The sequence below is a fragment of the Roseovarius salinarum genome, from assembly GCF_002834145.1.
GTDB lineage: Bacteria > Pseudomonadota > Alphaproteobacteria > Rhodobacterales > Rhodobacteraceae > Roseovarius > Roseovarius salinarum.
Genome location: NZ_PHNT01000003.1, coordinates 72,834 through 86,221, shown reverse-complemented (window position 1 = coordinate 86,221; position 13,388 = coordinate 72,834). Strand labels below are relative to the sequence as shown.

General features: G+C 66.6%; 13 protein-coding genes. 6 read left to right on the top strand and 7 right to left on the bottom strand.

What is annotated here, in order from left to right:
- Positions 1-2 precede the first annotated feature (2 nt).
- The 4 genes from galE to cysQ all read right to left on the bottom strand — a co-directional run bounded on the left by galE (position 3) and on the right by cysQ (position 3,660).
- Positions 3-986 carry a UDP-glucose 4-epimerase GalE gene (gene galE / locus CEF10_RS04725; protein WP_101066862.1) on the bottom strand — a complete coding sequence of 328 codons (984 nt, stop codon included), beginning with the start codon at positions 984-986 and terminating at the stop codon, positions 3-5.
- Between the two features lie 17 nt (positions 987-1,003).
- The gene (locus tag CEF10_RS04720) at positions 1,004-1,897 is read right to left on the bottom strand and encodes a UTP--glucose-1-phosphate uridylyltransferase (RefSeq protein WP_101066860.1); all 894 of its coding nucleotides are present in this window, start codon (positions 1,895-1,897) and stop codon (positions 1,004-1,006) included.
- A gap of 192 nt (positions 1,898-2,089) precedes the next feature.
- A complete protein-coding gene (locus tag CEF10_RS04715; protein WP_101066858.1) occupies positions 2,090-2,890 on the bottom strand; it encodes a 3-deoxy-manno-octulosonate cytidylyltransferase in 801 nt (266 codons plus the stop codon).
- The gene (cysQ, locus tag CEF10_RS04710; protein WP_408638415.1) at positions 2,890-3,660 is read right to left on the bottom strand and encodes a 3'(2'),5'-bisphosphate nucleotidase CysQ; all 771 of its coding nucleotides are present in this window, start codon (positions 3,658-3,660) and stop codon (positions 2,890-2,892) included. Before cysQ ends, CEF10_RS04715 begins: the two co-directional genes overlap by 1 nt.
- Before the next feature lie 162 nt (positions 3,661-3,822).
- Between cysQ and CEF10_RS04705 the strand changes: the two genes are divergently transcribed.
- Positions 3,823-4,644, top strand: coding sequence for an ABC transporter permease (locus tag CEF10_RS04705; protein WP_101066854.1), 822 nt, complete (start codon positions 3,823-3,825; stop codon positions 4,642-4,644).
- Positions 4,645-4,668: 24 nt separating this feature from the next.
- Here the strand turns inward: CEF10_RS04705 and CEF10_RS04700 are convergent, their stop codons facing one another.
- Entirely contained in the window at positions 4,669-5,277 is a 609-nt protein-coding gene (locus tag CEF10_RS04700) for an alpha-ketoglutarate-dependent dioxygenase AlkB family protein (protein WP_101066852.1), read from the bottom strand.
- Positions 5,278-5,483: 206 nt separating this feature from the next.
- Between CEF10_RS04700 and dnaK the strand changes: the two genes are divergently transcribed.
- The 5 genes from dnaK to radC all read left to right on the top strand — a co-directional run bounded on the left by dnaK (position 5,484) and on the right by radC (position 10,649).
- The gene (gene dnaK / locus CEF10_RS04695) at positions 5,484-7,400 is read left to right on the top strand and encodes a molecular chaperone DnaK (protein WP_101066850.1); all 1,917 of its coding nucleotides are present in this window, start codon (positions 5,484-5,486) and stop codon (positions 7,398-7,400) included.
- Positions 7,401-7,474: 74 nt separating this feature from the next.
- Entirely contained in the window at positions 7,475-8,626 is a 1,152-nt protein-coding gene (dnaJ, locus tag CEF10_RS04690) for a molecular chaperone DnaJ (RefSeq protein ID WP_101066848.1), read from the top strand.
- A gap of 144 nt (positions 8,627-8,770) precedes the next feature.
- Entirely contained in the window at positions 8,771-9,118 is a 348-nt protein-coding gene (locus tag CEF10_RS04685) for a CidA/LrgA family protein (RefSeq protein WP_101066846.1), read from the top strand.
- The gene (locus CEF10_RS04680; protein WP_101066844.1) at positions 9,111-9,827 is read left to right on the top strand and encodes an LrgB family protein; all 717 of its coding nucleotides are present in this window, start codon (positions 9,111-9,113) and stop codon (positions 9,825-9,827) included. Before CEF10_RS04685 ends, CEF10_RS04680 begins: the two co-directional genes overlap by 8 nt.
- A gap of 54 nt (positions 9,828-9,881) precedes the next feature.
- Positions 9,882-10,649, top strand: coding sequence for a RadC family protein (gene radC / locus CEF10_RS04675; RefSeq protein WP_101066842.1), 768 nt, complete (start codon positions 9,882-9,884; stop codon positions 10,647-10,649).
- Here radC and CEF10_RS04670 read toward each other — a convergent pair.
- The gene (locus tag CEF10_RS04670) at positions 10,646-12,166 is read right to left on the bottom strand and encodes a substrate-binding domain-containing protein (RefSeq protein ID WP_232796402.1); all 1,521 of its coding nucleotides are present in this window, start codon (positions 12,164-12,166) and stop codon (positions 10,646-10,648) included. The two genes, radC and CEF10_RS04670, sit on opposite strands and share 4 nt — an antisense overlap.
- 75 nt (positions 12,167-12,241) lie before the next feature.
- Positions 12,242-13,354, bottom strand: coding sequence for a hypothetical protein (locus CEF10_RS04665; RefSeq protein ID WP_101066840.1), 1,113 nt, complete (start codon positions 13,352-13,354; stop codon positions 12,242-12,244).
- Between the last annotated feature and the right edge of the window lie 34 nt (positions 13,355-13,388).

The window sequence follows — 13,388 nt, the reverse complement described above, 5'->3', positions numbered from 1 at the left end:
CTTTACCCCGCGTATCCGCCGCCCCGGTACCACCTCCAGGCGTCGCCGATCATGGTTTCGAGGTCGGAGCGTTCGGGCGTCCAGCCGAGGTCGGTCGCAGCCTGCGCCGACCCCGATACCAGGCGCGTGCAATCGCCGTCGCGCCGCGGGCCTTCCGTCACCGGCACGGGCCGGCCCGTCACGCGGCCGGCTTCCTCGATCACCTCGCGGACGGAAAACCCCTGCCCGGTGCCCAGGTTGAACACGCCGCCGCCGCCCCCCGACCGAAGCCGGGCGAGGCCCGAGAGGTGCGCATCGACCAGATCGCTGACGTGCACGTAATCGCGAATGCAGGTTCCGTCCGGCGTGGGATAGTCCGTGCCGTGGATCGTCAGCGCGCCCCGGTCACCGGCCGCCGCGGCCAGCGCGAGCGGCACCAGATGCGTCTCGGGCATGTGCCATTCGCCCACATCGCCATCCGTATCCGCGCCGGCCACGTTGAAATAACGAAAGATGACCGTCCGCAGCCCGTGCGTCGCACCCATGTCACGCAGCATGTCCTCCACCGCCCGCTTGCTCGCGCCATAGGCGTTGAGCGGCGCCTGGTGTGTCGCCTCGTCCAGCGTGACCCCGTCGTGATCCCCGTAGACGGCGCAGGTGGAGGAAAAAACGAAATCCCGGCAACCGGCCGCCGCCGCGGCCTCGGCCAGCGTGAGTGACCCGCACAGGTTGTTGCGCCAGTAGAGTGCAGGTTCCCGCATCGCCTCGCCCACCTGGCTGAGGGCAGCGAAATGCATCACGGCAACCGGCGCGTGCCGGGCGAAAACCGCGTCGAGGCGCGCCCGGTCGGTCAGGTCGCCGCGTTCGAGCGGGCCGAACCGGACCGCCTCCGCCCAGCCCGTCGACAGGTTGTCGTAGGTCACCGGCAGGTAGCCCGCCGCGGCCAGCGCCTTGCAGGCGTGGCTGCCGATGTATCCCGCGCCCCCGGTGACCAGAACCTTCTGCATGCCCGGCCCCGTCGGGTTCACTGCGCGGCGCGGTCGGCGTTGACGACCTCGGCGAGGTAGCGGGCGAGGTCGTCGCGCAGGTCGTCGCGGGCCAGCGCGAAGGCCACCGTCGCCTGCAGGAAGCCCGCCTTCGAGCCGCAGTCGAACCGCTCGCCGCGGAAGCGGTAGCCCCAGACGTCGTCGCCGTCGTCGCGCGCGTCCGCGATCGCGTCGGTCAGCTGGATCTCGCCGCCCGCGCCCGCCTTCTTCCGGTTGAGCTTCTGAAGCACCCTGGGCGTCAGGATGTAGCGCCCGATCACCGCAAGGTTCGACGGCGCCTCGCCCGCCGCCGGCTTCTCGACCATCCCGCGCGTCGACACCACCGAGCCCATGTCCTCGGCCACGTCGAGAATGCCGTAGGACGACGTCCGCGCCTCCGGAACCTCCATCGCCGCGACCATGTTGCCCCCCGTCTCGGCGTGCGCCTCGACCATCTGCGCAAGGCACGGCTGCTCGGCCGCGATCACGTCGTCGGGCAGGATCACCGCGAAGGGCTCGTTCGCGATCAGGCGCCGCGCGCACCACACCGCGTGGCCCAGCCCCAGCGGCTTGTGCTGGCGCAGGTAGGCCACCTCGCCGCTGTCCATGTTCGTCGACTTGAGAAGATCGAGAAGCGCGTCCTTGCCCTTCTGGCGAAGCTGCTGCTCGAGCTGCGGCGCCGCGTCGAAGTAATCCTCCAGCGCCCCCTTGCCGCGCGACGTCACGAAGATGAATTCCTTGATCCCCGCCGCGCGCGCCTCGTCGATCGCATACTGGACCAGCGGACGGTCCACCAGCGTCATGATCTCCTTGGGTACCGACTTCGTCGCCGGAAGAAAACGGGTCCCCAGACCCGCAACCGGCAAAATCGCCTTCGTCACCTTGTTCTGCATAATGCGCTCCGGGTCCTGTGACCAAAATTCTGATCGCTCCGACGGATCAGCCGAAATGGCCTGGCGGCGATCGCGGGGACGTCACCCCTTGCCTCCCCAATATCGACAAAACACGCCGTTTCCAAGACGGGAAAACTGACGCAAGGCGGCAATCGCGTGACGGCATCTGGCCATGCGCCGCCCAGGCGTGTCTCAGGGCATGTTCATGCCCGCCATCATGTCCTCGATACGGCCGATGTCCTCGGGATTGTTGAGTTCCCAGAATTGCCGGCCACGCGCCTCGACCTCGACGCACAGGACCGTTTGACCGCGTTCGAGGAACCGCAACTGCTCAAGCCCTTCCAGCGCCTCGAGCGGCCCGGGCGCCCACTCCGGATACCCGGCCAATGCCGCGGGGCGGTAGGCATAGACGCCCACGTGGTGAAACACCGGCGTCGGCGCTTCGGGCCCATAGACATCCGCCGTGTAGGGGATCACTTCCTTCGAGAAGTAGAGCGCGCGCCGGTTCCGGTCGAAGACCGCGGTCGTCCCTCCGACGCGCCCGTGCCGGCGGTCCTCGCGGAACCCCGAAAGCGCGGCACCGTCGCACCGCAGAACCGGCGTGGCGACATCGGCACCGGTGTCGGCGCGCAGGCCGGCGACAAGCTCCTCGACGAACCAGGCGGGCGTCAGCGGGGCATCGCCCTGCAGGTTGACAACGACGTCATGGTCCCCGCCCAGCGCAGCGTGCGCCTCGGCGCAGCGCTCGGTCCCGTTGGCACAGTCGGGCGATGTCATCACGACCTCCGCGCCGAACCGATCGCAGGCCGCGCGGATGCGATCGTCGTCGGTCGCCACCACGACGCGGTCCACGCCGGTCACCCGGCACGCGGCTTCCCACGAGCGCTCGATCAGGCTTCTGGCCGTGCCGGTCGCGCCGGTCAGCATCGCGAGCGGCTTGCCCGGATAGCGCGAGGACGCATAGCGCGCCGGGATGACGACGAGCACGGACATCACGGCACCTGCAGCGTCACCCCCGGTGCATGGGCAATGAAGAACGGGTTGGCATGGCCCGCCTTTCCGTACGTCAGCGGCTCATGCGTGTCGAACCGCACCACGCGGCCGCCCGCGGCGCGCAGCACGGCCTGACCGGCGGCGGTGTCCCATTCCATTGTGCGACCCAGGCGCGGATAAAGGTCGGCCTCACCGGTCGCGACGAGGCAGAACTTCAGCGACGAGCCGGCGCTTGTCATGTCGCGCACGTTGTACTTGCCGATGTAATCGTCGGTGGCGGCATCGCGGTGCGATTTGCTGGCCACCACCATCAGGGAATCGTTGTCCGGCTCACCCACAGAAATCGGGCGCCGCTCTCCGATGGTGCACTTGTCGAAAGGGCCGGCCTCCTCGACGGCCCGGCCGTCGGCGGTGGTGTAGAACATGCGCTGCCGCGCCGGCGCATACACCAGCCCGCGCATCGGTTCGCCGTTCTCGACGTAGGCGATGTTGACCGTGAAATCGCCCCGCCGGTTGACGAATTCCTTCGTTCCGTCAAGCGGGTCCACGATCAGGAACGTCTCGGCCGCCAGGTCGTGCGAGGCCGCCTGTTCCTCGGTCACCAGCGGCACACCCGGGAAAGCCGCGGTCAAACCGGCGGAAATGATTTCGTCCGCGGCTTCGTCGGCCTCGGTAACGGGGCTTTCATCCGCCTTGGCGCGCACACCGAAATCGTCGGCATCGTAGATCTCCATGATCCGGTCGCCGGCCTCCAGGGCGAGGCGGCGCATTTCCCTTTCAAGGTCTTGATAATCCAATTGATGCGTCCTGCTTGCCGGCGGGCCTGGCGTGGCCCGCAGTTGAAGAATTGCCCGGCGCCCCTTATGATGGGGCAACAACAAAACGGCAAGACGTTCTTGCGATAATCCGGGCAGGCCGCAGCGCAGGGTGACATGTTTCAGCAGATCCGCCGAAAAACCGCGCTTCAGTCCGCTGCGTCGATCGGCGAACTGATCTATCACGCCACCGTCCGCGAGGTGCGGAAGACGCACAACAACGCGCTGCTGGCGATCCTTTTCAACATCTTGCAGGCCGTGATCTTCGTCGCGGCCTTCTACGTGATGTTCTCGATCCTCGGGTTGAAGGGAGCCGCCCTGCGCGGCGATTTCCTGATCTACCTCATGTCGGGGATCTTCCTCTACCTGACGCACGTCAAGACGCTGGGCGCGGTCGTGGGGTCGGAGGGGCCGACATCGGCGATGATGAAGCACGCGCCGATGAACACGATCATTTCGATTTCCGCGGCAGCGCTGGGATCGCTCTACATCCAGGTACTGACGCTGTTCCTGATCCTTTTCATCTATCACGTCGCCTTCACGCCCTTCGAAATCCATCAACCGTTCCCGGCGTTCGGCATGTTTCTCGGGGCATGGTTCACGGGGCTCGCGCTGGGGCTGGTTCTGCTGGCTCTCAAACCCTGGTTTCCGCGGTTCGTGGAAATCTTCCAGACGGTGTACCGCCGGGCGAACATGATCGCCTCCGGAAAGATGTTCGTGGTGAACACGCTGCCGGGCTTCATGCTGGCGATGTTCGACTGGAACCCGCTGTTCCACCTTATCGACCAGTGCCGCGGTTTCGTGTTCGTCAACTATTTCCCACGCTACACCAGCATCGAATATCCCCTTATCGTCGGCACGGTGATGATCGTGATCGGCATGATGGGCGAGTTCTATACAAGGCAGCACGCATCACCCAGCTGGGAAGCGCGCCGTTGAGGCGCACGCGCGCCCGGGCCCCTGTCAGTCGACCACCCGCAGCGTGAGGTTGATCCGGCCGCCGTCGGGCAGCAGCGTCGAGGTCCCGGGCCGGATCCTGTCAACGCCGTGGTAGGTCAGGCGTGCATCGCCGCCCATGACGACCACGTCCCCCGAATGGAGCCAAAGCGATTCCGTCTTTCCGCCCCGCGTGGCGTTGCCGATACGGAACAGCGCATCATCGCCCAGCGACACCGACAGCACCGGCCACGAGAAATCGGCCTCGTCTCGATCCTGGTGCAACCCCATGCGGGCCCTGGCGTCATAGAAATTGACAAGGCAGCAATCCGGCCCCCGGTTGGGCGATACCAGCGCCGACCAGATCGCCTGCACCCGTTCCGGAATCGGCGGCCAGGGCTGCCCGTCGGGGTGGCGGCGTTCGTAGCGGTAGCCCGCGCCGTCGGAATACCAGCCGTAGGTGCCGGCGGATGTCATTCGCACCGACATCGGCTTGCCCCGAGGCGTTCGCGGCGAGAAAAGGGGCGCACGCGCGACCACGTCACGCAGATCGTCCAGCAGCGCCACCTGCGCCTCGCGGTCGAGGAATTCCTTGTGGATGTCGAATCCGCGCAGGCGGAAACTCGGCGTGACCATGGGCTTCCTCCTGTTATCTCTACAGGTCATGGAACCGGACGGAATTTGCAAGATCGGCGCAAGACGCCGGCTTGCAGGCCTTGGGCGGTCTGCCTATATACGCCGGAAACGCGGTCAGGGTGCACCCGGCCGCAAACAATTCGGGGCACCGATGCCGAAACGGGTCGGGCCCCCGATGTCGCCTCAAGAAGAAGGGATTGAAAAACATGTCCAAAGTCATCGGCATTGACCTGGGTACCACGAACAGCTGCGTCGCCATCATGGATGGCAGCCAGGCCCGCGTCATCGAGAACGCGGAAGGGTCGCGCACCACACCCTCGATCGTTGCCTTCACCGACGACGAACGCCTCGTCGGCCAGCCGGCCAAGCGTCAGGCCGTCACCAACCCCGAAAACACGATCTTCGGCGTCAAGCGCCTGATCGGGCGCCGGGTGGACGACTCGGATCTCGCCAAGGACAACAAGAACATGCCGTTCAAGATCGTCGATGGCGGTCAGGGCGACGCCTGGGTGGAAGCCAAGGGTGAAAAGTTCTCGCCGGCGCAGATTTCCGCCTTCATCCTCGGCAAGATGAAGGAAACCGCCGAAAGCTACCTCGGCGAAGAGGTCACGCAGGCGGTCATCACCGTGCCGGCCTATTTCAACGACGCGCAACGCCAGGCCACCAAGGATGCCGGCAAGATCGCCGGGCTCGAGGTTCTGCGCATCATCAACGAGCCGACGGCGGCCGCGCTGGCCTATGGCCTGGACAAGGACGAATCGCACACCATCGCCGTGTATGACCTTGGTGGCGGCACCTTCGACATCACGATCCTCGAGATCGACGAAGGCCTGTTCGAAGTGAAAGCCACCAACGGGGACACGTTCCTCGGCGGCGAGGACTTCGACATGCGGATCGTCAACTACCTCGCCGAGGAGTTCAAGAAAGAGCACGGCATCGACCTGACGCAGGACAAGATGGCCCTGCAGCGCCTCAAGGAAGCGGCGGAAAAGGCCAAGATCGAGCTGTCCAGCTCCAGCCAGACCGAGATCAACCAGCCGTTCATCTCGATGGACAGCGCCACCGGCCAACCGCTGCACATGGTGATGAAACTGACGCGCGCCAAGCTGGAAAGCCTGGTGAGCGACCTCATCAAGCAGTCCATCGACCCCTGCAAGGCCGCTCTGAAGGACGCGGGCATCAAGGCGGACGACGTTGACGAGATCGTGCTCGTCGGCGGGCAGACCCGCATGCCCAAGGTCGTCGAGGAAGTCACCAAGTTCTTCGGCAAGGAGCCGCACAAGGGCGTGAACCCCGACGAGGTCGTGGCAATGGGCGCCGCGATCCAGGCCGGCGTGCTCCAGGGCGACGTGAAGGACGTTGTCCTGCTCGACGTGACGCCGCTGAGCCTCGGCATCGAGACGCTGGGCGGCGTGTTTACCCGGCTGATCGACCGCAACACCACGATCCCGACGAACAAGTCCCAGATCTTCTCGACCGCCGAGGACAACCAGAGCGCGGTGACGATCCGGGTCTTCCAGGGTGAACGCGAGATGGCGGCCGACAACAAGCTGCTCGGCCAGTTCAACCTCGAGGACATTCCGCCGGCGCCGCGCGGCATGCCCCAGATCGAGGTGACCTTCGACATCGACGCCAACGGCATCGTGAACGTGTCGGCCAAGGACAAGGGCACCGGCAAGGAACAGAAGATCACCATCCAGGCGTCCGGCGGCCTCGACGAGAGCGAGATCGAACGCATGGTCAAGGACGCCGAGGAGCATGCCGAGGAAGACAAGAAGCGCAAGGAACTCATCGAGACGAAGAACCAGGCCGAAAGCCTGATCGACTCGACCGAGAAGTCGCTCGAGGAACATTCCGACAAGGTCGACCCCTCGACCGTCGAGGCGATCGAGCTGGCGGTTTCGGCCCTCAAGGAGGAACTCGAGAAGGACGATGCCGAGAAGATCAAGGCCGGTATCCAGAACCTGACCGAGGCTTCCATGAAGCTTGGCGAGGCCATCTACAAGGCCGGCCAGGAAGAGGGCCAGGAAGAGCCGAAGGAGACGGGCGAAGGTGAGTCCTCGAGTGACGAGGATATCGTCGATGCCGACTTCGAGGATCTGGACGACGACAAGCGCGGCTGACGCGTCCGACAGGTTCCGCGGAGCCGGCCCCCCATCGGGCCGGCTTCGTCGCGCTTAAACCAGGGAGCTCTTCGATGGCCAAACGCGACTACTACGAGGTGCTCGGCGTCTCACGGAACGCCTCGGCCGACGAGATCAAGAAAGCCTACCGCCGCAAGGCGAAGGAACTGCACCCCGACCGCAACGGCGACAACCCGAACGCGGAGGCGGAGTTCAAGGAGGCCGGTGAGGCCTACGACGTGCTCAAGGATGCCGACAAGCGGGCGGCCTACGACCGGTTCGGCCACGAGGCGTTCGAGGGCGGCATGGGCGGCGGCGCACGCCCGGGCGGCGGCTTTGGACCCGGCCAGGGCGATTTCGCCAGCGCGTTCTCGGACGTGTTCGACGATCTCTTCGGCGATTTCATGGGCGCCCGCGCGGGCGGCGGCCGCAACCGGGCCGCACGCGGCTCCGACCTGCGGTACAACCTGCGTGTCACGCTCGAGGAGGCCTACACCGGCCTCCAGAAATCCATCACGGTGCCCACCGCCGTGCCCTGCGAGTCCTGCGACGGCTCCGGCGCCGAAGGCGGCGCGGAACCCACGGCCTGTCCCACCTGTTCGGGAATGGGCAAGGTGCGCGCGCAGCAGGGATTCTTCACCGTGGAACGCACCTGCCCGACGTGTTCGGGCATGGGCCAGATCGTCAAGAACCCGTGCCGTACCTGTGGTGGCAACGGGCGTGTCGAAAAGGAACGGACACTGTCGGTCAACATCCCCGCAGGCGTCGAGACCGGCACGCGGATCCGTCTTGCCGGCGAGGGCGAAGCCGGCATGCGCGGCGGCCCGCCGGGCGATCTCTACATCTTCATCGACGTGGCCCGCCACGAGATCTTCGAACGCGAGGACACCAACCTTTTCTGTCGCGTGCCGGTGTCGATGACAACCGCGGCGCTTGGCGGCGACATCGAGGTCCCCACGATCGACGGCGGACGCAGCCGGGTGAAGATCCCGGCCGGAAGCCAGTCGGGCCGCCAGATGCGGCTGCGCAACAAGGGGATGCCGGCGCTGCGCGGCGGTGGCCACGGCGACATGTTCATCGAACTGGCCGTCGAGACGCCGGTGAACCTCACCAGTCGCCAGAAGGAGCTGCTGCGCGAATTCGAGGGCATGTCCGAAGACAACAACCCCGAAAGCAACAGCTTCCTGTCGTCGATAAAGTCCTTCTGGGACAGCATGAAAAGCTGACGCGCGACCTGCGCAGCATGGATGCCGGAACACCTGCCAACGCTCGCGCGCGGCAGGTGTTTCCTTTTTGCGGCTGCCCTTTTTCCTTGATCCCTCGGGCCGGGCCAAGAAGGCTCGGCCCGAGACACAAGACGGGAGGTCGCCATGTTGCCATATCTGACACTGATTTTCGCCTGCCAACTGGTCGGGGAGACGCTCACCGGCGTCTTCGCCCTGCCGGTCCCCGGACCGGTCGTCGGCATGGTGCTGCTCCTGTGTTACCTGATGGTGCGCGGCTCTGCGCCCGAGGATCTGGAACGCACGGCGGACGGCCTGCTGAGCGCCATGTCGCTGCTCTTCGTGCCGGCCGGCGCCGGCGTCATCCTGCATTTCCGGTTGCTGGGTGAAGGGCTGCTGCCGTTGGGCGGGGCGCTGATCGCCAGCACGCTGCTGGCCATCGCGGTCACGGCCCTGCTGATGCGCTGGCTCACGCGCGGGGGCAGGGATGCCTGACCTGCAGGAAACATGGGTCTACCTCAGCGCGTCGCCGCTGTTTCACCTCACCCTGACGCTGCTGGCCTTCCAGGCCGCGACTTGGGTGTTCGAAAAGGGCGGACGCCGCCCGCTGCTGAACCCCGTTCTCGGGGCAGTCATCCTCGTGGTGCTGGTTCTGCTGGCCACCGGCACCGATTACGCCACCTACTTCGAGGGCGCGCAGTTCGTGCATTTCCTGCTGGGCCCGGCAACCGTGTCGCTGGCCGTGCCGCTCTACAGGCAATGGCACCATGTGCGGCAATCCGCGGTCGCTATCGGCGCCAGCCTGCTGTGCGGGTCGCTGACGGCAATTCTGTCGGCGGTGGGTGTCGGCTGGGCGCTGGGGGGAACCGAAGCGATCCTTGCCTCCCTTGCACCGAAATCGGTGACGGCACCGGTTGCCATGGCGATCGCCGAACAGATCGGCGGCCTGCCGTCGCTGACGGCCGTGATCGTCATTGTCACCGGCATTCTCGGTGCCATGGCCGGGCCGTATCTGCTCGACCTGATCGGCGTGCGCGACTGGAAGGCGCGCGGACTGGCCATCGGCACGGCCAGTCATGGCATCGGCACCGCCCGCGCGTTGCAGGTCAACGAAACGGCGGGCGCCTTTTCCGGCCTGGCCATGGGCCTCAACGCCCTGGCGACGGCATTGTTGCTGCCGATCGTCTGGGGGCTGCTTTTCTGAGCCGCGCGGGTCGGCGTTAACGATTGGTCAACCGCGCGGCGGCACGCTCGGGCCATGTCACGCCGCCGCGCTTTCGACGAAACGCCCCTGCCGCTGTTCGCGCCGGATAAAGCCGCGGTGCAGGCGGCCCCGGCGGCCGCCGCCCGGCCGCCCTCCTATCTCCGCGATCACCGGCAACGGTTGCGCGACAGGTTCCTGTCGGGCGGGGCGCGGGCGGTGCCCGACTACGAACTGCTCGAACTGGTGCTCTTCCGCGCCATTCCGCGGCGCGATGTCAAGCCGCTGGCGCGCCAGTTGCTGGACCGCTTCGGCGATTTCAACGGCGTTCTCTCGGCCCCGAACGACCAGCTTGCCGCCGAACCGGGCGTCGGCCCCGCGGTGATCTGCGAACTCAAGATCGTCGAGGCCGCCGCGCACAGGCTGTCGCGCGCGCGGGTGATGCGCCGGCAGGTCATCTCGTCGTGGGATGCGCTTCTGGATTACTGCCACACCGCGATGGCCCATCGCGACACCGAACAGTTCCGGGTCTTCTACCTCGACCGGAAGAACGTGCTGATCGCTGACGAGGAACAGGCGCGCGGCACCGTCGACCATGTGCCCGTCTACCCGCGCGAAGTGGTCAAGCGCGCGCTGCAACTCAACGCCAGCGCGCTGATCCTTGTTCACAACCATCCGTCCGGTGACCCGACGCCGTCAGAGGCGGACATCGCCATGACCCGGCAGATCGAGGAGGCCGCCAAGGCACTGGGACTCGCCCTTCACGACCACCTGGTGATCGGAAAGGCATGCGAGGTCAGTTTCAGGGCAGCGGGATACCTCTAGCGCACCCAGATCTCGACCCGCCGGTTGATCCGCCGGCCCCAGGCATTGTCGTCGCAGGCCATCGGCATGGCCTCGCCGAAAGCTTCGGTGCTGATCTCGAGCCGGTCCGTGTCGGCCGTCGTCGCGGCCGCCAGCACCGCCTCGCGCACCGCCTCGGCCCGCCGCCGTGAAATCCTGCGGTTGGCCCTCGTCGGCCCGGCGCCGTCGCTGAAACCGACGAAGACCAGGCGCCGCGTGTCGAAGGTGCCGCGCTCCAGCGCCCGCGCCAGCCGAAGCACATTGGAGCGTGACTGCGGGTCGAGCTGCACCGACCCGGCCTCGAACCGGAAGGTGGTCGTCAAACGCTGCAGCGGAGAAAGAACACGGATCATGCGCTTGAGTTCGATGAGGTTGATCTCGGTCCCGGCGTTGGAAACCGCATTGGCCAGCCGGCGGCCCTGCGCAGCAATCGGGATTTCCTCGGGCGCCTGGTCGACGAAACCGGCGCGGCGGATGACCATCTGCGCCTCGGGAGACGTCGCGAACGCAAGGAATTCGCGCACCAGCTTGGGAAACCGACGGGCGGGCGTGTAAAGAAACAGCGGCGCCGTCAGCGGGTAGTCCTCGGTCTTGACCGTCTGCCGCGTGGCGCGAAGGCGTTGGCCACAGCCCCCGTCAAGCGCCAGCTTCCGCGCGCTTCCCGACGCCGACAATGTTCCGACCCCCAGCGCGAAGGGATCGCCGACGACCGCGGCCGCAACCTCCCGCGCCGCCTCGTGCCGGTTCGCCGAAGGCGTGGCGCCGCCGCCCCCAGGGGTCAGGAGCTGATCCCTGACGGCCTGCCCAAGGCCCGACTGGGCCTCGGCGAGATGTACGTCGATGGGTGCGTCCGGCGCCTTGTCTGGCGCCAGAGCCTTCCAGTTCTCTACCTCTCCGGCAAGTACGCCCGCGAGTTCGGAAAGGCCGATCTGCGCGACAGGATTGTCCGGCGCGACAAGCGGCACGAGGGCGTCCAGCGCCAGGACACGGCTGCGCGCCGCCTCCGACAGATCCCCGACGCCGGCTTCGCGGAAGCGTTGCAGTTCGTCGTCGCGCACGGGTCGGCGCGACATGACGATATCGGCCTCGTTGGCCAGCAGATCGGCGAATCCTTCCTCGCTGTCGGTCATGCGAACGGAGAAGCGACCGACCTCCCGACCGCTTTCGCTGTCCGACAGGACATAGCGGAACCGGCCCGGGCCAAGGTTTTCGCGCCGGCTTCTCATGCCCCGACGCAGCGCGAAGGCCTCGATCAGCGCCGGCATCAGAACCCGCCCCATCGCCGGGGCGCCGGAAATCGTGGTGCGCGCGACGTAGTGCTCGAGGTTGGGACACCCCGGCCCTTCGCAAAGCACACCGGATCCGTCCACCGTCAATTCGCCATAGATGGTTTCCACGCGGTAGAACTCGCCGTCGAAACCCAGCAGGTCGCCCGAGATCTCGACATCCCCGTCACGCGACGTCAGCGTGACGTCCTGCGCGCGGGCCGCTGTGGCCACACCAAGAAAAACGAGTGCGGCGCCCAGCGCCGCACATGCTCCGCCTTTCACTCAACGATCCCCGATCGCAACCCTTCAGTTGCGCGCGATCTTCAGGTCATCAAGCGCCTTTTTCAACACCAGAAAATCGCCCACCGCGTCACAATCGGGCATGGCAAGCTCGATCTCGCGCGCCTGTGCCTTTGCACCGCGAAACACTTGCAACGCCTGAGCGGCCACATCGCGCCCGCAATTGCCCCGGGTCACTTCGGCTTCGAGGCTAAGGACCACGCGACCCTCACGTTTCGCGGTGCCCGAGGGAAAGGTGTAGACCTCCGCAAGCCGCGCTTCGGGCACCTCGGAGGCGCCCAGCCGGGCAAGAAACCCGCCAGCGCCCTCGACAGCCGCGGAAATGTCACGTGCCGCGCCGTTCCAGACGTGGCCGTCTTCACCGTACCCGGCACCGTATTCAAGCGCATGAACCTGAAGTCCGCCCGGTTCCTGCCACTGAACGACAACCCGGTCATAGAATTCCAGAGACGTCACCTCGGCCCGGGCGATAGCGCTGTCACCTGCCGGGAAGGACGCGATGAAGACCGCGTTTTCGGCCAGTGCCGGCACCCGAAGCTCCGCCTGCCCGGACTCGTCGGTCGAAGCGGTGATCATCATGCCGTGATGGTGCAGGGTGACCCTCTGGTTGACCATGCAGGGGGCACCGAGGCTGAGATCGACCATCGCGGCCCCTGTGACGCGGGCCTCGAGTGACAGGTCGCAGGGAAACTGGCCGGAGGGCTTTTCCTCGGGAACATCCGCCACGGGTGTCGTCGCCTCGGCCCCCATCGAGGCCCGCACCACGCGCGGGCCGTCCGGGCCGCCCGGAATCGGGGCCTCCGCCGGGGGCGCCGGCAGCGCCGACGTCAGGGCGACATCCGAAAGGTCGAGGTCGGGGTTCTTCGCGGTCAAGTCCGCGCCGTCGACCATCTGGCCGGTCGGCGCCCTCTGTCCCGTCTGCCCCGCGCCGGCGGCCTGTTCCTTGCCATCGCGCGAGACGGGCACGACAGAGGACGAGGCCGTCGCGACCGGGGATGTCGCCGGCCGGTCGACGAGGATCGTTTGCATGAGAAACCCCGCGCCCAGCGCCATGCCGAGCGTGCCGCCGGCGATGATGATCCGTCGCGCAATTTGTGATCTGTGAACGAGTGCCCGCATGGGGCGTGGCTAGCGGGCGATTCGGGCCGTGTTG